This is a genomic window from Pelosinus baikalensis, assembly GCF_020819555.1.
In the GTDB taxonomy this organism is placed as follows: Bacteria; Bacillota; Negativicutes; order DSM-13327; family DSM-13327; genus Pelosinus; species Pelosinus baikalensis.
In genome coordinates, this window is the sequence record NZ_JAJHJB010000014.1 from 38,347 (window position 1) to 57,750 (window position 19,404).

Genomic DNA, 19,404 nt, shown 5'->3' on the forward strand with positions numbered 1-19,404 from the left:
TAGATTATGATTCTAAAAGCATAAGAAATAATGCTTAACAAAGATAGACAAGGATGTTATTATATGGTATTATTTATTAAATAAGAATATTACTATTAAGGGGAGTCGTAGATGATAAAGAATTGGAGAAGTCTTGTAAATGTTAGCATGTGTCTTTTGGTTTTACTTTTAGTAGTGGGATGTGGTAGTAATGCTGCAAAGCCAGCAGAGCCAGAAGTTAAGAAAATAAAAGTGGTTACTACTATGTATCCTGTATATGAATTTGTAAAACAAGTGGGCGGAGATAAGGTAGATGTGGTTATGCTCATACCTCCAGGGGCAGAACCACATGACTGGGAACCGACAGCGAAAGATATCATTCAAATTAAGAGTGCGAAAATTTTCGCTTATCATGGAGCCGATTTTGAGCCAGTTGAAAAATTACTAAATAAAGATGTATTAGGTGATGCTCTTCCTGTAGAAGTAAGTAAAGATGTTAAGAAGCTGGAAGCAAAACATGCAGAAGAAGAGGAGGAAGAGGAAGAACACGGTCATGAGCATGGAGATTCCCATGATGAGCATAAATTTGATCCTCATGCATGGCTGGATCCAATAGCAGTTCAGCAAGAGATTAAAACTATCGAGCAAGCATTGGCTACCGTTGATGAAAAAAATGCTGACTACTACAAACAAAATGCAGAAACATACAATAAAAAGTTAGCTGAACTTGATGAACAATATAAAAAGGCTTTAACTGGAATTACTCGTAAAGAAATTGTTACGAGCCATAGAGCTTTTGGTTATCTGGCAAATCGTTATGGATTTGAACAGTTAGGTATTATGGGGCTTTCTCCTGATGCAGAACCTACACCAGATCGAATGGCAAAGATCACTGAGTTTTGCCGTGAACATAAAGTGAAATATATATTCTTTGAAACCTTAACGAGTCCTAAATTAGCGCAGACCCTTGCGAAAGAAACAGGGGCGGAATTACTCGTGTTAAATCCGATTGAAAGCCTAACAGAGCAAGAAATGAAAGATGGAAAAAACTATTTAACCATCATGGGTGAGAATTTAGTAAACTTACAAAAAGCGCTCAAATAAATAAAGAGATGAAGAGTTGCATGATAAGCAAATCTTCATCTCTTATTTTTTATGTAATAGATATAAAATTGCCAATAGGATTGGTTGATGGATCAAATAGACAGCTAAAGAATGTCGGCCTAGCCAAGTAATTACTTTGGGAAGAGGTATAGAAACATAAGGCTGTCTGGATCTATAAAATAACTTGCCGATTAGAATTCCAATGACAAAAATTCCATACCAAGGAAATACAGGATAATAATCCAACGATGTAAAAGTACGAGTCTGCAAACCCAAAGGGAAAAGATATGGAGAAGCTGTGAAGCTTGCCGTAACAACCAGACCTATGATAAATGAAGCAATGGTTAACAGTAATAACCATCTAATTTGTAAAGAACCGATAAGATGTGACGAAAGTAAACTGATCCCAAGAAAATGCAAGATACCAAAACGAATATAAAAATCTGGATTGTAAAAATAGGTAATAGACGTTAGTAGGATTGCCCAGATAAAAATGTTGATGCCATGACGCACACTGTTACGGCTGAGGGTACTGCTTAAACCGCAAAGGAAGATAAATAAGATAGCCGATAGTTTTCCCTCCCAGTACCAAAATCCTCCCAGATAATCTAGATTATAAGCATACAAATCTTTTAGATCTACGATAAGATGAAAGAGTATCATTAGTAGTATTGCCAAACCGCGAGCAAAATCCAACTCTTCAAGACGGCTTTTAATAATAGGATCAGGGAACATAAGAATCTCCTTATAAAAGACTGAAGGTATGACCTCTAATATAACAAGTGTAATCAATTGATGATAAAAAGGCAATAAAAAGAAAAATACAAGCGCGCCTAGCGAAGCAATCCCCTGCTTGCCCGAAGATTGCTTCACTCTGCTCGCAATGACCATACTCCTATTTTTCGCGCCTTCGCGGTTCAAAAGGTTTTACCCTTTTACTAAAATAAGCATCATTTTAAAATTTTCTGTAGCGTCTAAACCATGGGGAATATTAGAAGGCATGACCAGAGTTTGGCCCTTAGTCGCAATGAATTTGTTTTCTCCAACGGTAATGGAGGCTTCGCCATCCAAAATGTATACCATAGCATCTCCAGGTGCAGAATGGGTGCTCACCGCCTCGCCTTTTGCAAAGGCAAACAATGTTAAGGTTAGCGTATCATTTTGTACCAGAGTAAGGCTGACGACGCGACCATCTTGATATTCTACTAGATTCACCATTTCTAATGCCTTGCTGAATTCAATATTTTTGATAAATTTCTTTTCCATAATGTGTAATCCTCCACTTCATTTGTTATTCCTTACCTTCATTCTACAGGTTAATTTATCCTATTTCTGTGATAACTATCACAATTATTATTTTTTTCGTGTCATATTTCTATTTTGATTCATATATTATCTTGTGGTCGACATATAGCGAAGGTGCTTTATTTTCTCAAAGGAGATGGATAACGTATGTGTGGAATTGTAGGATGGATAGATTGGGAAAGAAACCTTGAAAATGAGGGTCATATTATGGCCAACATGATGGAAACGTTAGCAGCTCGTGGACCTGATGCATCAGGTATGTATTTAACAAAACATGCAGCTTTGGGGCATCGGCGACTTAGTGTAGTCGATCCAGAGAATGGAGCACAGCCCATGATTCGAGATAGAGGGCAACGACGCTATGTAATAACATATAATGGAGAATTGTATAATACGCCTGAATTAAGGCAAGCTTTAGAATCCCTAGGATATACCTTTCGTACCAATTGTGATACGGAAGTCTTGTTAACGGCATATATAGAATGGGGTCCTTCTTGTGTAGAAAAATTTAATGGTATCTTTGCTTTTGGTATCTGGGATGAAGCGGAGCAGACTTTATTTCTTGCTCGCGATCGTATCGGTGTCAAACCTTTATTTTATACGAGACAAGGTAGTAAAATTATTTTTGGTTCGGAGCTAAAGGCATTGTTGGCCCATCCAGAGGTTAAGCCAGAAATTGATAGCGAAGGCTTGGCAGAAGTACTTATTATTGGACCTGGCCGAACACCGGGGCATGGTGTATTTCGTAATATAGCAGAACTGCGACCAGGACACAGCATGCTGTATAGTGAAAAAGGCATGTATCTTTGTCAATATTGGGCGCTGGAAAGTATGCCTCATCCAGATGATTTTGATACCACTGTGGGCACTATACGAGAGTTGTTGCAGGATATTGTAAAACGTCAATTAGTTGCTGATGTTCCCGTTTGTACCTTACTGTCAGGAGGACTTGACTCTAGTGCATTAACAGCGTTGGCATGCGATACATATCGTCAGAAAGGGCTAGGGGATCTTCATACCTATTCTGTTGACTATCTTGATAATGCACAATATTTTAAAGCGAACAGTTTCCAGCCTAATGCGGATGCTCCTTGGGTACAGCGTGTTTCTGAATTCTTTGATACTCGCCATCATAATATTATATTGGATACGCCTGAATTAGCAGGGAGTCTGCTCCAGGCTACGATTTCAAGGGATTTACCGGGCATGGCTGATGTAGATACCTCTTTATATCTATTTTGCCGTGAAATAAAAAAAGGTGCCACGGTTGCCTTATCTGGTGAATGTGCTGATGAAGTATTTGGCGGCTATCCTTGGTTTTATCGGGAAGATATGATTAAGGCCTCCTGCTTTCCATGGTCGCCTAATTTAGATGTACGTATGCAGTGGCTGTCTCCTGAAATGCAATCAGTAACAAGGGCTCATGATTATTTACAGGAACGCTATCAGGAAGCATTAGCTGAAGTGCCGCGGCTGCCTGGTGAGGATGCGAAAGATGCGCGTATGCGAGAAATTTTTTACTTAAGTCTAACACGTTGGATGCCTACATTACTTGATCGTAAAGATCGTATGAGTATGGCCTCAGGATTGGAAGTTCGAGTGCCATATTGCGATCATAGACTCGTTGAATATGTATGGAACGTTCCATGGCATATGAAAAATTTCCATGACAGAGAAAAAGGTCTTTTAAGGCAGGCATTGGTGGGTATCTTACCTGAAGATGTTTTATGGAGACGCAAGAGCCCTTATCCGAAAACTCATAATCCTTCTTATTTGAATGCTGTGCGTCAATGGGTCCTACAGATTTTAGATGATACTTCTTCGCCATTGCGAAGGATAGTGGATGTGGATAGAGTTCGTGCAATGGCTCAGCCTAATGCGGAAATATCAAATATACCTTGGTTTGGGCAGCTTATGACCAACGTCCAGTTATTTGCTTATCTGATTCAAGTGGACACTTGGCTGAGAGAATACAAGGTGCAATTGGTATAGCATACTGGTAGTGGTAAAACATAAGGGCACGAGTGCAGTTAAGTTAGCATTCTAAGGTTTTCATCATTGCAAAACAAGAGCTAGGGGTTCGTAAGGTTACGAATTTTCCTAGCTCTTGTTAGTTTGTCATGCCACTAACAGTCCTCTCGTGGCCAACAGCCTTGCCGTGGCCAGCAGCCTTCTCGTGGCCAGCAGCCTTCCCGTGGCCAACAGCCTTGCCGTGGCCAGCAGTCTTGCTGTGGCCAGCAGCCTTGTTGCGGCCAACAGTCTTGATGTGGCCAGCAACTGTGTTTAGGCCAGCAAAGTCTGGGAGAACAAGTATGACGAGGATGGCAGCCTATACCAAACCCAACTCCAATAGTTGAATGATAAGATTTTGCGCGAGATTCAGGGTCTTCTTCCCAATCCTCAATTTCAGGGTCTTTCCAATCTCGATAATCCATAAGTATTGCCTCCTGCCTTACATGAGTAGCATGGAAATGTATCTTATACATAATATGATTCCTGATACATAAGAGTGATTCATTTAGATGACAGGATGTATTTTGTTTATCTGTATTTTCTTATACTCCCCCCCTTTGTGTCCGCGTAAGCGGCTTCGTGTTTTTGTGGTTCCAACGGCTATGTTTTAAAGGACGTGTTTTTCTTATTATTGAAATGGATAGGAAATCTTAAAGGATTTATGTAGTATTTTAGCGAAGTATACAGGAAAGAATGTAAGGATGTGTTAATAAATGTGTACCGCATGTGATGAAACATACAAAATATTTACTATTGAACTTGTCACGAAAGATCCTGTTAGTACCAATATGGAATTATTTAAAGAAATAGCTCACAGATTGTTTCAAAATAAAGTAATATCAAATATTAATATCAATAATAATAAAGTTTACCATGTTGATGGGAAACAGATATTTGGATTCGATATTCATCTGGGCAATCCAAAGAACCCTTTGACAGTAACTCTTGCAAACGTTGAAAAAGCCCTTGAGGGTCTTGGAGATCAGTTTGACGATTATTCTGAAATGCAGATTAAACTTAGTTAATTTAATTATTTCATATTGAGAATGGTAAGCAATCGCATCTAAGCCGTGTCTAGGGAAGAAAAATCCTGGGCATGGCTTTTTTTACAAAAAAAATAAACCACGCCTTGGTGAAACGTGGCTGCAAGAGACATAGTTTGGCTATTGGCTTAGCAAGGGTTAAAAATTATCAAATGAGCACCAAAACAACAAAAGGATGATGATGATGATAATAATAAACCAGCTGCCACCCCAGCCATTATTGCCATTGAATCCAAAGCCCATGACGATTCCTCCCATTATGATAATGTTGTTGGTTACTATATTGTATGCTAACTATACATAGGAGGTGTCAAATTGAAAGCAATGGGAAATGTGCAGTAATAAGGCATAATTTCAAGAAAATTACTGATCTACTGTTGCATTAAAAAAATGTAAATTATGACTAAGCAGTCATAATTTTGTCACATTTCCAGATTATAATGATATTATCAAATTAAGGAGGGTTTTTCATGAAAGCATTTGTTAAAAAAGGAATCATTTACTCGCTAATTGGGATCATGCAACTTGGTATAGGGGCGTCAGTAATAGAAGCATCACCAAAACATGAGAATAGACACCATAAGCAGCATTGGGATAATCGGGATCATGAGATTCAAGAAGAAAGGGCTCGTCATGAAAGGGAAATGGAGCGGCGTGATCATGAAGAAGAATGGCAATGGAAAGAACGTCAGGAAAGGGAAAAAGAACATCATGAAGAAGTCATGAGAACGCTTGGAGGAATTGCATTACTTTATATTTTAACACAATAATTAGGGGTATAGTAAGGAGGGGATCTTATGAAAGGAATTGTTAAAAAAATAGCCATATATTCTATGGTTGGCATCATGCAAGTTGGTTTTGGTGCATCGATAATAGAGGCTTCGCCATTACAAAATAATCCTACTCCTATGCAACTAAGATATGACAGACATGATCAAGGTCGTGATAGACATGATCGTGAACGCTGGGACAGAGAAAGACAGAGACAAGAACGTCTTGAGAATGAACGGCACGAACGAGCAATGAAGCGTCGTCCGCATGAGACGAGAAAGCAATGGCGTGAACGGCAGAAACACGAGATTGAACGTCATGAAAGAGAATTGCGTAACATCAGGGAGCATAGGCACCGATAAGACCAAAGTCTGGTAATTTTCACAGATATCCTTGTTCTTGACAGTAGATGATTTCCATACTCTTTTGGAAAAGCCATAAAAAGGAAGCTGTAATATGGCTGACGAAAATCTATTTTTATGATAAGATACAAGTGTACATAACTAGTTTATGTTAGTTTATGCAGAAGGGGAATAAGGAATGCTTAAGAAAAATGTAAGAGTACTATTGACTGTGAGTATGTTAATCCTGGTGATACTAGTGGCAGGTTGTGGCGGTTCTTCAGGAGTTAAACGTGTGGCTGGATTGAGTACGACTGAAACGGTAACCACTTTTTTTGACGCAGCTAAGAATGACCGCATGTCAGAAGCTGGTTTATATGTATCGAGCGCTTCTAAGAATGATCCTAAAACCGTGTTAAAGTTTATGAAGGGACAATCGGGAATTCAAGAAATTAAGAATGCAAATATTGTATCCATTAAGCAAGTTGCACAACAAAGTAATTATGCAGCTGTTGTTGTAACAATTCAGGAGCAAAACACTGTCAAAATGAGTATTAAACCAGTGGGCCTGGAAAAAATAAATGGTGAATGGTATATTGTAGATTTTGATCAAATCTATAATGGTGCCAAATACAAAGTATTACAACAGCTACTTGCCAATATATAATACACCTAAAACTCTGGTAAAATAGTGTATGCTATTCTACCAGAGTTTTTTTATGCAAAAAAGTAATGAACCACAAAGGCACAATGCCGCTGCTCATAAACCCTTTGTGTCCTTTGCGTCTTTGTGGTTCGATTCGTTTTAAGGACGAGTCAGCATTTTTCTTATATGCAATTGAAACTTTTACTTTTCACTATACGATATTTTTAGTATAGTAATGAATGAGTTAATAAATAAATAGGAGTTGAATGCCATGCATTTTACTTATTATATGCCAACTAAAATATTCTTTGGCTGTGGTGAGTTTGAAAAGGCTCCCGCTTATATTAAAACCCTTGGCAAAAAGGTACTGATTGTTACAGGGAAATATGCGATGAATAAATATGGTTTCACCAGGAGGTTAGTAGATGGTCTTGCTGGTTTAGGCATTGAATCCATGGTATTTGAAGGAATTAGTGCCAACCCTCTGGCTAGTGAAGTCAACGCTTGTGTTGAGAAATTTTCTAGCTGGAAGCCTGAGGTTGTAGTAGCCCTGGGCGGTGGCAGTGCCATTGATGCTGGGAAAGGTATTCTTCTTGGTTTGTCCACAGGAGAAAAAGTGGAGCCTTATTTATTAGGTCAGTTACCGATTACTCATGTTGATATTCCTCTTGTAGCGATTCCTACTACGGCAGGTACAGGATCTGAAACCAATTGGGCGGCAATTTTAACCGACGAGAGCACTGGTACGAAGACTAGTTTTCGTCATAAAGGTTTTTTTCCTGCCATTGCTATCGTTGATCCACAAATGACAATGTCTTTATCACCTGAAACTACAGTAGAGACCGGTTTTGATGTCTTTGCTCATGGGGTAGAGACCTATATATCAAAAAGCGGGCTAAGTCCTTTGGTTGGCAGCAATTCTTTAAAAGCGATACAATTGGTAGGGCAATATTTGCCTCAGGTCTTAGCAGATGGTCAAAATAGTACTGCACGTACCTATATGATGTATGCCAGTATGCTAATGGGTTTCAATTTAGCTAACTCCAGCACTTGTCTGCCTCACCGTTTACAGTATCCAATTGGTGTAAAAACCAATAGTAGTCACGGCAGCGGATTAATGGCTCTCTTTGAAAGCTGGCTGGATTTGACCTATGAGATTTCCAATGAGAAATTCAATCATATTGCAGAAGCATTACATGGCACGAGATGCTCTAATAAGAGGGAATTTATGCATGTTTATCGCCAATTTAGGCAAAGTATAAATATAAATCCTAGTTTGACGGATTTTTCTTTGACAAAAGCGGATGTGAGTTATTTGGCAAGTAAAGTAACAGGTAACTTGTCCAATGATCCGGCGGGGGAGATTCCGGGTATTGTAGAGAAGATATATGATGGGGCGTTTTATAAATGAGCTTTTTGGAGCAGACGATTATAAAAAAAGATAAAGATGGGGACAAGGTTTTGCCCTATCTAATGGTATTGCGTCCGAAACAGTGGACAAAAAATTTGTTAGTGTTTGCTGCGTTGATTTTTTCAATTAAAACCGTATCTGTGGATATGTTGGTACAATCGGCAGTTGCTTTCATTTTGTTTTGTACAACATCAGGCTGTGTTTACATTGTAAATGATTATATTGATCGAGAAGCCGATGGCAAACATCCGGAGAAATGCTATCGGCCTATTGCTTCTGGCAGATTACATCCTTTGGGTGCCTTATTGTTTGGGAGTGTTTTATTATGCAGTTCACTTGCAGCAGCATTTATAGTGGAGCCTTGGTTTTGCCTATTACTTTTCGGATATTTTATGGTGAATGTAGCATATTCTGTGAAGTTAAAACAGATTGTGATTATTGACATTATGGTCATTGCCTTTGGTTTTGTTTTGCGGGCCATAGGGGGAGGACTAGCTATTAATGTTTCTTTTACTCCTTGGTTTTTAATTTGTACCATGCTATTGGCTTTGTTTTTAGCCATCAGCAAACGCAGACATGAGCTATATTTGCTCAGTCATCATAAAGGTGAGCACCGCAAGGTATTAGAACAATATTCTCCTGAATTATTGGATCAATTAAATAGTATTGTTACTACAGCGGCGATTATGAGCTATTCTCTATTTACCTTTACATCAGGCCATACCATTCATCTAATGTGGACCATTCCTCTCGTCATGTATGGGATTTTTCGTTATCTGTATTTAATTCATATAGAAGGGCAAGGGGGAAGACCTGAAAAAGTACTGGTAGAAGATAGTCATATTTTAGGCACTGTTTTATTGTTCGCTGCTATGGTTGTGACTATTTTATATTACTTTGAATAAAAATCCTAATGAAATTTAGAGGTAACATGTAAATGAAAGATTTACTATTAATTATCATCTCGGTAACCATTGGTGCAGTAGGTCAAATTGCCTTTAAATTAGGGGCCATGCAAATGGTTCAAAATCCTGGTGTTACGATAATAGAAAAAATCAAATGGCCGATTGTGCTAGGACTATTTTTGTATGGTATTAGCACAATTTTATGGATTATGGCTTTGAAAAAAGTAGAACTTAGCTATGCCTATCCTATGGTAAGTTTAGGCTATATTCTAGTGTTTATTGCATCCTATTTTATTTTTCATGAACCCATAAACTGGCTAAGGATGGGAGGAATGCTCTTTATTATAGCAGGTATTACCTTAGTAGCCAGATCCTAGGAGGATGTTACATTGGATTATAAATATGCCGTAATACCTGTTATTGCTTGGTTCGCAGCAGGTACAGTCAAATTTATCATAAATTATATTCGTTTTCGCAGAGAGGCTGTTACTTTAATTGGTAATGGGGGATTTCCAAGCACTCATACTACTGTCATTAGCAGTACAGTCTTTTTTATTGGTTTATCAGAAGGAATCAATCAGCCAATATTTAGCTTGGGCGTAGCAGTACTTATGATTACCATGTTTGATGCAATGGGGATCAGGCGGGCATTAGGAAAACAGGCTGCGATGATCAATCAACATATAGGACCTCATCAAATTACAAAACCATTAAGAGAGCGGCAGGGGCATACTCCCGTTGAAGTATTGGGGGGGCTTATAGTAGGATTCTTATTGGCTTTTGTTTTTTATCGTATGTAACAGATTCAGTTGGGAGGAAATATATGATAGGAAGCTTTTCTTTTATATTAGGGCTAACCTTATTGTCCTTTATGTTTTTTATTTTAGCGCTATCAGCTATTGGATTTGGAATGGGCATACCCTTGCTGCCCATTCATTTATGGCTGTCAGCCGCTGGTAGTCTTATCTTTGTTTTTATTAGTGGAATTTTTTACAAAAAAGAAAATAACTGGAAATGGCTTTTTAGTATAGGGAGTCTGTCCATAATGCTAATGTACTTTTTTATGCTGCTAAGTGGTATGTTTTATGATATCTCCTATGATGGGCAGGTGTATCATCAAGAAGCAGTCATACAATTGGTTAATCACTGGAATCCTTTTCAGCAGTATTTGACAAAAGAACAGTCCCAATCTGCTGTGCTGCTAAATCACTATGCAAAAGGGCCATGGATCTATGAAGCGGTTTTATATACGGTAACAGGACAAATCGAACAGAGCAAAGCCTTCAATTTGCTATTGATCACAGCATCTTTTCTATTAACGTTTTCTGCGTTACAGAATAGTCAGAGATGTAGTGTAAACCAAGCCATATGTTTTAGTTTGCTATTGGCTTTTAATCCGGTAAGCATTTATCAATCCCTAAGCTTTTACATCGATGGACAACTGGCATCTTTATTATTATGTTTACTGGCTTTGTCTTACCAAATGATCAGGCAGTATGATATATTTGTTTTAGCTGGTTTTATCATGAGCATTGGTTTGTTGGTGAATGTAAAATTTACCGGTATCGTATATGCCGTTGCCTGTATAGGGTTACTGGGCGGGTGGCTATGGCTGCTAAAGAAACGAGAAAGTTATTGGAACCTTGGGAAAGCGGCAATCATCGCTTTTATTGCGGGGATTTGCATACTTGGTTATAATCCGTATATAACCAACAGCCTTTTTTATGGGCATCCTTTTTATCCCTTATATGGTGCAGGATCAAAGTCGATGGATATTATGACCAGTAATTCCCCAAAGGGTTTTTTACAAATGAGTGGAATAAAGAAACTATACGTTGCTAATTTCTCTATGGCTACGAATCAGTTTGATATGGAAGAACCCGTGGTAAAGCCTCCTTTTCGTGTCACTGCACAAGAGCTTAGACCTTTCATTTATGGCGCGGATATTCGAATTGGAGGATTTGGTCCTTGGTTTAGCGGTATGCTGGTGATTAGTGGTCTTATCTTGCTATTCTTATTCTGGTCTCCTAAGAAGGATACATTTTATGGGGTAGGTTTGGTCGTGAGTATTATGATATCGGCATTCATAAATCCGGAATCTTGGTGGGCACGATATGTGCCGCAAATTTGGTTCGCCTGCATTTGTCTTGCACTCATTGCTTGGTCCAATCAGAAAAAAGCAATTCGTTATCTCGGAAGGATTCTAGCAGGAGCGGCTGTGATCAATCTGGCCTTGATTTCCTATCCCTATATTCTTGGTAATTATTACTGTACCCAGGCGCTAAGACAAGAATTAAAAGAGATTGCTGCATATCATAATCCCATCAATGTATGTTTTGGCGAGTTTACCTCGAACTATGTGCGGTTTGCCCAAAACAATATTTCCTTTGTGGATGCGCCAGCAGATATTGCTGATATGAATATTGAGGTCATGAGGTACAACTATTTAACTGCTCCAGCGAAAGAACAATCATTAGCAGCTATTTTTGCAAAAGAAAGGATGGATGAACATGAATAATAAAAAAGGTATTTTAACAGCAATTTTTCTCCTGCTATTCTTTATCCATGTACCAGGATATGCCCAAACCCTTATGTATGTCCCCTTTGACAATCGCCCTGTAAGTTATGAATACGTAGTCGATACCGTAAAAAAAGGTGGATTTGATATTCTGGTTCCACCGGAAGACTCTCTTGCAGCCAGAACGAGAAGTGCGAATCCCGACCAACTATGGGAATGGGTCTTTGCTCATGCGAAAGAAGCAGACGGAGTCGTAGTATCAGCCGATGCACTGATTTATGGCGGATTGGTTGCTTCTAGAACTCATGAAATCAGTGAGGAAGTGCTGCTGGAAAGAGTGGCAAATTTTCAAAAACTAAAGGAATTGAATCCTTCTGTACGCCTATATGTATTTAGTACGATTATGCGTAGTCCCCATGCTTCCAGCGGTGGGGTAGAACCAGCGTATTACGAAACCTATGGACCAGCGATTTTTCGCATTCACGCTCTCCAAGATAAAAGTGAAATGGAGAAGTTAAGTAAAAAAGAAAAGAAAGAATTAGAGACATTAAATGCGCAAGTTCCGAAAGATATTATGGAAGATTGGGTAAACAGGCGTGAAAAGAACTTTAAAGCAAATTTACAGCTTGTTTCCGCAGCAAAACAAAATATCTTTAATTACTTGCTAATCGGTCGTGATGATTGCTCCCCGCTGTCAAGATCTCATCAGGAATCCAGATGGCTAGGAAAAGAAACAGCCGATTTATCTGCCAGTAAATACTCTTCTTTTCCCGGTGCAGATCAGTTAGGAATGCTCATGCTGACAAGAGCCGTGAATGATTTGACCTTCACCATACCTACCGTCTCTGTGATGTATACTCAAGGTGTTGGTAATAAGACTATTCCTTCTTATGAAGATACTCCGGTTGGCAAAAATGTAAGAGATCATTTGTTTGCTGCAGGTTTTGTACCTTTATTATCGGATAAAGTAGCTGATATGATTTTGGCAGTCAATACACCAGTAGATGGCTGGACCAGAGAAGCAGGCATGGAATCAAATAAAACAAAAGCTAGCAAAGAAACCGTTGCCTTTGTAAAACAGATCGAAAGCTACTTAAATGCTGGCCGAAAAGTAGCGGTGGCAGATATTTCTTTTGCCAATGGTTCCGACAATGCCTTTATGAAAGAAATGACCGATAGCAAACTGGCGTCTCAGTTAGAATCTTATTCTGGCTGGAATACAGCCAGCAACACCATTGGTTATACCATTGGACAAGCTGCTTTCGCTCAGCGCATGGCAGCCTCCGACAAAAATAATCTCATTGCTGTTCGTCTCTTAGATGATTGGGCGTATCAAGCTAATGTGCGCAGTGATCTAATGAATGAAGTGTTAATCCCTCAAGGAATCAACAATGTACAATTAAATGAAATGCGCCCCACCCTTACCCAAGATGCTACCAAACGCATACAGAATTTTGCTCAGCAAAATTTGAGTGAGTTTCCGTTGGAAAAAGTAGAAGTATCCTTTCCTTGGAATCGCATGTTTGAGGTAGATGTGAAAGCGCAGTAATGCTGTAGAATATATGCAAAAAAAGCACACACAACGAATGAATGTTGTGTGTGCTTTTTTTGTGTAGTAAGTTGTTGTTTCTTGAAGACTGTTACAAATGAAAAGACTGTGAAACCGGAAGCACCGCTTATCATTTGATAAGCGGTTTATCTATCTTTTTCCTTGACGTTCTTCTAGATATATTGGATTAATTATTTTTTTTAATGTTAAAAAATGGAAGGATAAAAGAAATCTTAAGGAGAAGTAAATAATTAAATGATTCTAAGAATCCTGTTCCTGTGTTGATGTCTACGCTTCGCAGTGTACGTTACCATACCTCGCGCAAGGCTCAGTACATGGGACTGGTTAGGTGCCATGAAGATTATTTCAAATCGTTCTGTATTTCATCGACTTTTCATGGTGCAACTCTCACTGAATCATATGTAGAATGGTATATATATTTAGGAGGTATCACTATGAATCATCAAGCAATACTTTCCGACAATAGAATAGTAGGTACAGGATGGTTACCACCATTACCTGATTTGCGTGATTATACAGAGGTCCATCCTAAGATTGAGAAAGTCATGCAAAAGTTGGGGATATCTGACAATGTTCCGTTACCGACCAAGGCAGATCTACGACAATGGTGTTCCGAAATTCAAGACCAAGGTACGCTGGGGGCGTGCACTGCGCATGCGGCTGCAGGTATAATCGAATATTTTGAGAATAGATCTTTTTCCAATCACATTAAAGCCTCACGTCTTTTTATTTATAAAAATTCACGAAACTTGAGAGGTGTAACAGGAGATAAAGGTTCCTATTTACGAGATACTATGGGAGCTTTAGTACTTTGTGGCGTACCATCCGAAAGCTACTGGAAATATACTGATAATGATCCAGCCTTTGATAAAGAGCCATCCTCTTTTATATATGCAGTAGCAGATAACTATGAAGCATTGCAATATTTTTGCCACGATACGTTAGGTATGAATAAATCTTCCGCCGAAGTATTGAATAGTGTGAAAAAGTACATTGCATCTGGCATTCCATCGATGTTTGGTTTTTATGGTTTTAATTCATTTACACAGTCAAACGTTCCTGGTGGAATTCCTTATCCAGGTCCAGACGAACAAGCACAGTGGGGGCATGCCATTGTCGCAGTAGGTTATGATGATACTATAAAAATCAAAAATACCAAATATAATCAAGAAACTACAGGGGCTCTACTGATACGTAATTCTTGGGGAATCACTTGGGGTGATCAAGGTTATGGTTGGCTGCCATATGATTACGTTTTGAATAAACTCGCAACTGATTTCTGGTCTCTTCTAAGTATGGAGTGGATTGAGACTGATCAATTTGGTATTTAAAACGAGAATATTAATTACTGTATAACAAAACAAGAAGGTCAGTGAACATAAAAAATTCGCTGACCTCGCTTTTTCTCAGAGTGTTGCTTAATGATACATATTTATGACTAATATGCTTTTTTATGTAAGAGACAGCCTAGCCATTAAGTAGTGGAGTAGGTCTGTTTTTTTATAAAAAGGCGGAACTAACAAAAAAACAGGAAATGAATAGTAGTGGATTAAAATTGAGCAGAATGTTAAATGAGTATTATTGTTAAGCAGCGTGTAAAGTAGGTATTCGTTCTACAATAGGAGGATTTATGTTTAACAAATTTAATCTTATAGAAGCTAATACTGTTGATGAATTTTGGGATATATTATCGCCTCAAAAAACTCTAGGAGATAAGCCGAGCCAATTTATTTATCGTGGACAGAGGGATGCGAGTTGGCATCTCATACCCTCCATACTACGAAAAAATAGTCCCTCTAAAATAATATTTGGACAAAGAGAAATGACTGCAGATGAACAAATTTTTTCTGAAAGAGCTATCTTAGAACAATTTGTAAAACAATGTGATTTACTTGGTCTTAAAATTGTTAATGACTCTGCTGAACTTCGTGGAAATTTAGATCCACGAACGTATCCAACAGATAAATATTATATTAATCCATCTGAGTGGCCAAATGAAGAATTAATAGAGCTAATGGCTTTAGCTCAGCATCATGGTGTGCCTACTCATCTTCTCGATTGGTCTAAACGTTCTTATGTTGCAGCGTATTTTGCCGCATCCACCGCTTTAGCAAAGCACGACATTGAGGAGAATAATACTAAAATTGCAGTATGGGCATTGAATGTAGAAAAGATTCGTTCATACAAAAATATAAATATAATTAAAGTTCCAGGGTCTACTAGCAGTAATCTTGCGGCTCAATCGGGCTTGTTTACGGTGTTAAAGCAACCAATAGGCAGAGGACAGCCATTTCCCCAAAAACCTCTTGAAGATGAGTTTGCATCTTTCCCCAATACACCTTTATGGAAGATAACATTACCTGTAAAATATACTGCAAAAGTTCTTGATTTGTGCGAACTATATGGAGTTTCAGCCTCGACCTTATTCTCTGGATTTGATGGAGCAGCAAAAGCTGTTAAGGATTGGATTAACAAATGCAGATATTTAAATCTGCACCAAAAAAGCGAATAATGAACTTCTAAGTGGATTCTCGCTGTTAATCGATTTTATCGAATACAAGGACAGGCACATGGCCTTCCTCTACTCGATTTTGAGTTTAATAACAAGGCGAAATATTTGTCTTAATTTAGAGGATTTTGGAAGTTTGAGGAGAATTATTAATACATAAATTTAATACCATTTAATGTTCGGCAAACTTAGCGAAAGTTAAGGACGCAAAGCTATGGGACTAACGATTTTAATCTATGTCTGCCAGGTTGCTATATGAATTACAATTCATGTAACAATCTGGTTTTTTTTATGGAAGGAGATGCGATAAACGAGTTTATGCAGCCGTCTTAACAATTAAAATGTAAAGGAGTTATTTTATGCGTAGAATACCTATTGTTGCACAATTAGGAGGTATGTTTCTCACTTCCATTTCCTTTCTGCTTATACTGCTTGGATATACAGCATATCAGTATTCGACAGCAAGTGATACATATGAAAATTTAATTACACATACTTCCGCAAATATGCTCTTACTCACGAAGGCACAGGATGGTATGCATACTGGTATTGCTGAATTGCGAGGTTTTATGGCCTACTCGATTAGCAGCTATGAACAAAATTCCAGAAAAGAATTTGAGAATAGCGCAAAAGATTTAAAGGTATTTGTATCTGGTGTGGAAAATCCAGAAGTGAAAACAGAAGCTGTTAAACTAGAAAAGATGATGGATGACTATAGTCTTAAAATGGGACAGCTTATGGATGCAAAAAAAGCTAACAGCCCTTCCTTCAATACATTGCTTGTGGAAGGGAGAAATTTATCACAGCAGATAGACCTGCAATTTGATAAAACCTTTGATTTAGAAGAGAAATATTTAAAGCAATCAACGGTTAAACTTATGCAGGAACAAAAAGATACCAAGAATTTGGTTGGAATTTTAAGTATGCTTATTATACTATTCGTTTGTAGTTTAGCATACTGGTATAGTAGGTATATGGCGAAACGCTTACATCGTGTTCGGAATGAAATGGACGCAATCAGTCATTTTGATTTAACAGCTGCTGAGCAACATGCTGCTGTTAATGATGAGATAGGTGATATGGTTACTGCAATGTCCCAAATGAAGAATGCTCTGCGCTCGCTAGTAGGGCAAATACGCCAAAACTCTGAATCCTTGGCAGCATCTAGTCAAGAATTAAGTGCAACAGTAGAAGAACAGTTACGTGCAGCAGAAATTGTTTCTAATACGATAGCGGAAGTTGCGAGTGGGTCAGCCCAGAATACTACGAATATAACAGAGATGTCAGCTACGATTCAGGAACTTTCTGCAAGTACTGAGGAAATGAACTCGAATGCCTATGAAGTGAATGCAAATACTCAAAATGCTGTTGAAGAAGCAAGCCAAGGGATGAATTTACTGACTCAGATCGTTACACAGAATGAAACTGTTGCAAAATCAATGATCAGTATTACAGAGGCGGCAAATTCCTTGGCAAAAGGGTCTGAAAACATTCGAGAAATCGTTACAGTCATTCAAAGCATTGCAGGTCAAACCAACCTATTAGCGTTGAATGCTGCTATTGAAGCTGCTCGTGCTGGTGAAGCAGGAAGAGGTTTTGCAGTAGTCGCAGAAGAGGTTCGGAAGCTGGCGGAACAAAGTGCTGAGGCAACACGCCATATCGCTGAAATTATTAATAAAATGACGGAGGACATTGATTATGCTGTCCTACATGTAAGTGAAGGAAACCATGAGGTGGAAGCAGGAAAACAAGTAACATTCAATACTCAAAAAGGGTTTGAAGTTATTATTGATAAGCTCGATAAGGTGAAAATTGTAGTTGCTCAAATAACGCATACAATTGAGGAAACAGCAAAGGGAACGCAAACAATGGTAGAGAATGCCCAAAATATCAGCGGTGTTGCAGAAGAAACTGCAGCAAGTGCACAAACGGTAGCCGCTGCATCTGAAGAACAAAGTGCCAGTATGCATGAGATCAATCATAATGCTGAATCTTTAGCAAAAATGGCAGAAGAACTCAATGAGATTATCAGTAAGTTTAAGTTATAAGTAAATGAAAGTGCGTAATGGCATGACTAGACAACTTTGTCTAGTCATGCCATTTTTTAGAAAGAATATGAAAAAAGAGATACAACATCTTATATTAACCTGTTTTTTCTGTTAGACAACTTTGGCAGCATACTGGGGCAAAAACCTGTACGTTTCTTAAAAAGCTTACTGAAATAGTAAGGATCAGAATAGCCTACACAAGCTGAAATTTCTGCTATTGAGCAAGCTGTAGTACATAATAGTTCTTTGGCGCGGCGTACCCGGTATTCAATCAAATATTCATTTGGTCCCATGCCTGTATGTTTTTGAAATAAATAGGCAAATTGTTTGCTGTTCAGAGCATATTGCCCAGCCAGCATTGGCACACTAAGAGATTCCATATAATGGCTATGGATGTATTCCATGGCCTGTTCTACGATTTCCTGTCCACCTTCGTTGCGCCGGTTGACAGCACTAGTTAGAATCTCATCCATAATACTGAAAAATAATGATTTAGCTCGCAATCCTGGCAGTTTGCCTGGAGTTGTGCAGCTATTATACAGTCGATGCAGCAGATCATTGATGCGCGTATTATAGCCAGCCTCCAGCTCAAAATGGGCCAACGCATAAGGAAAGGAATCAGCTGCATTATCATCAGTCTGATAATGTATGACCATAAAAACCCATTCGGATCGTCCCTGCACCTCTTTATCTAATGACATATTTGGACCGGCATGAAAGATTTTTCCGTATTCCATTTCATAAGGAACATCGTTAAAGAACATCCGCGCCCGCCCGCGCAATGGAAAAACAATTCCTGAAAACGGGGGAGTATGTCGACCAAAGCATCTTCCGCCAGGAGGCACGACAGTTCTGGCGACATCAATAATACTAATATTGATTGTGGCATAATAATGGGCCAGTTCATTAATATTTACATTCATTTAGGGGTTGCCTCCCTTTTTCCTAGAAAGATAATTAGTTCTGTGTTATAATTGATATCGATTATCAATTATAACTTTTTCATCCAGCGATTGTCAATGATTTATCTAACCTATTAATTAAAGAAGTTTTATCAGGAGAATGGGGCATTATTTAATTTATTTGGAAAAAATCCAGGATTCCTTGGAAATATATCCATTTACTCCTGCACTTGTACTTGCTATTCTGTTTAATAAGCATTGAGATTAATCCTCATTTAGATTAGATGCTTAGCAATTATAACTAACATATCATGTCCACCTAGAGTAAAGTGCACGTAA

19 protein-coding genes and 1 riboswitch are annotated in these 19,404 nt (G+C 38.4%); of the genes, 15 read left to right on the forward strand and 4 right to left on the reverse strand.

Annotated elements, in window-relative coordinates:
• The first annotated feature begins 111 nt into the window (after positions 1 to 111).
• Entirely contained in the window at positions 112 to 1,083 is a 972-nt protein-coding gene (locus LMF89_RS11515; protein WP_229535205.1) for a metal ABC transporter substrate-binding protein, read from the forward strand.
• A 42-nt stretch (positions 1,084 to 1,125) separates the two neighbouring features.
• Here the strand turns inward: LMF89_RS11515 and LMF89_RS11520 are convergent, their stop codons facing one another.
• A complete protein-coding gene (locus LMF89_RS11520) occupies positions 1,126 to 1,974 on the reverse strand; it encodes a heparan-alpha-glucosaminide N-acetyltransferase (RefSeq protein WP_229535206.1) in 849 nt (282 codons plus the stop codon).
• A 36-nt stretch (positions 1,975 to 2,010) separates the two neighbouring features.
• Complete coding sequence (locus tag LMF89_RS11525; RefSeq protein ID WP_007940613.1) at positions 2,011 to 2,349, reverse strand: cupin domain-containing protein; 339 nt, start codon at positions 2,347 to 2,349, stop codon at positions 2,011 to 2,013.
• A 186-nt stretch (positions 2,350 to 2,535) separates the two neighbouring features.
• On the opposite strand from LMF89_RS11525, the gene asnB reads away from it, so the two are divergent.
• Complete coding sequence (asnB, locus tag LMF89_RS11530; RefSeq protein ID WP_229535207.1) at positions 2,536 to 4,380, forward strand: asparagine synthase (glutamine-hydrolyzing); 1,845 nt, start codon at positions 2,536 to 2,538, stop codon at positions 4,378 to 4,380.
• A gap of 134 nt (positions 4,381 to 4,514) precedes the next feature.
• Here asnB and LMF89_RS11535 read toward each other — a convergent pair whose 3' ends face one another.
• Positions 4,515 to 4,823, reverse strand: a complete 309-nt coding sequence (locus tag LMF89_RS11535) for a hypothetical protein (RefSeq protein ID WP_439651940.1) — start codon at positions 4,821 to 4,823, stop codon at positions 4,515 to 4,517.
• A 291-nt stretch (positions 4,824 to 5,114) separates the two neighbouring features.
• Between LMF89_RS11535 and LMF89_RS11540 the strand changes: the two genes are divergently transcribed.
• From LMF89_RS11540 to LMF89_RS11600, 13 genes are all read left to right on the forward strand, one after another.
• Positions 5,115 to 5,426: a hypothetical protein gene (locus LMF89_RS11540; RefSeq protein WP_007959941.1), complete on the forward strand. Its 312-nt coding sequence runs from the start codon at positions 5,115 to 5,117 to the stop codon at positions 5,424 to 5,426.
• Positions 5,427 to 5,914: 488 nt separating this feature from the next.
• Positions 5,915 to 6,214 carry a hypothetical protein gene (locus LMF89_RS11545; RefSeq protein WP_229535209.1) on the forward strand — a complete coding sequence of 100 codons (300 nt, stop codon included), beginning with the start codon at positions 5,915 to 5,917 and terminating at the stop codon, positions 6,212 to 6,214.
• 27 nt (positions 6,215 to 6,241) lie between these two features.
• Positions 6,242 to 6,577 (forward strand): hypothetical protein, encoded by a 336-nt coding sequence (locus LMF89_RS11550; RefSeq protein ID WP_229535210.1) that lies wholly within the window; start codon positions 6,242 to 6,244, stop codon positions 6,575 to 6,577.
• 178 nt (positions 6,578 to 6,755) lie between these two features.
• Complete coding sequence (locus tag LMF89_RS11555) at positions 6,756 to 7,223, forward strand: hypothetical protein (protein WP_229535211.1); 468 nt, start codon at positions 6,756 to 6,758, stop codon at positions 7,221 to 7,223.
• A 250-nt stretch (positions 7,224 to 7,473) separates the two neighbouring features.
• Positions 7,474 to 8,613, forward strand: coding sequence for an iron-containing alcohol dehydrogenase (locus LMF89_RS11560; RefSeq protein ID WP_229535212.1), 1,140 nt, complete (start codon positions 7,474 to 7,476; stop codon positions 8,611 to 8,613).
• Positions 8,610 to 9,518, forward strand: a complete 909-nt coding sequence (locus LMF89_RS11565) for a decaprenyl-phosphate phosphoribosyltransferase (protein ID WP_229535213.1) — start codon at positions 8,610 to 8,612, stop codon at positions 9,516 to 9,518. The genes LMF89_RS11560 and LMF89_RS11565 overlap by 4 nt, the downstream gene beginning before the upstream one ends.
• Before the next feature lie 32 nt (positions 9,519 to 9,550).
• Positions 9,551 to 9,895, forward strand: coding sequence for an SMR family transporter (locus LMF89_RS11570; protein ID WP_007959948.1), 345 nt, complete (start codon positions 9,551 to 9,553; stop codon positions 9,893 to 9,895).
• A 12-nt stretch (positions 9,896 to 9,907) separates the two neighbouring features.
• A complete protein-coding gene (locus LMF89_RS11575) occupies positions 9,908 to 10,318 on the forward strand; it encodes a divergent PAP2 family protein (RefSeq protein WP_229535214.1) in 411 nt (136 codons plus the stop codon).
• A 23-nt stretch (positions 10,319 to 10,341) separates the two neighbouring features.
• On the forward strand, positions 10,342 to 12,036 hold the full coding sequence (locus LMF89_RS11580) for a hypothetical protein (RefSeq protein WP_229535215.1): 1,695 nt from the start codon (positions 10,342 to 10,344) through the stop codon (positions 12,034 to 12,036).
• The gene (locus LMF89_RS11585) at positions 12,029 to 13,585 is read left to right on the forward strand and encodes a DUF4127 family protein (protein ID WP_229535216.1); all 1,557 of its coding nucleotides are present in this window, start codon (positions 12,029 to 12,031) and stop codon (positions 13,583 to 13,585) included. Before LMF89_RS11580 ends, LMF89_RS11585 begins: the two co-directional genes overlap by 8 nt.
• A gap of 455 nt (positions 13,586 to 14,040) precedes the next feature.
• Positions 14,041 to 14,937, forward strand: coding sequence for a C1 family peptidase (locus LMF89_RS11590; RefSeq protein WP_229535217.1), 897 nt, complete (start codon positions 14,041 to 14,043; stop codon positions 14,935 to 14,937).
• 299 nt (positions 14,938 to 15,236) lie between these two features.
• Positions 15,237 to 16,118 carry an FRG domain-containing protein gene (locus tag LMF89_RS11595; protein ID WP_229535218.1) on the forward strand — a complete coding sequence of 294 codons (882 nt, stop codon included), beginning with the start codon at positions 15,237 to 15,239 and terminating at the stop codon, positions 16,116 to 16,118.
• 168 nt (positions 16,119 to 16,286) lie between these two features.
• Positions 16,287 to 16,371, forward strand: a riboswitch (cyclic di-GMP riboswitch).
• Positions 16,372 to 16,474: 103 nt separating this feature from the next.
• Positions 16,475 to 18,163, forward strand: a complete 1,689-nt coding sequence (locus tag LMF89_RS11600) for a methyl-accepting chemotaxis protein (protein WP_229535219.1) — start codon at positions 16,475 to 16,477, stop codon at positions 18,161 to 18,163.
• 89 nt (positions 18,164 to 18,252) lie between these two features.
• Here LMF89_RS11600 and LMF89_RS11605 read toward each other — a convergent pair whose 3' ends face one another.
• Entirely contained in the window at positions 18,253 to 19,086 is an 834-nt protein-coding gene (locus tag LMF89_RS11605) for an AraC family transcriptional regulator (protein ID WP_229535220.1), read from the reverse strand.
• Between the last annotated feature and the right edge of the window lie 318 nt (positions 19,087 to 19,404).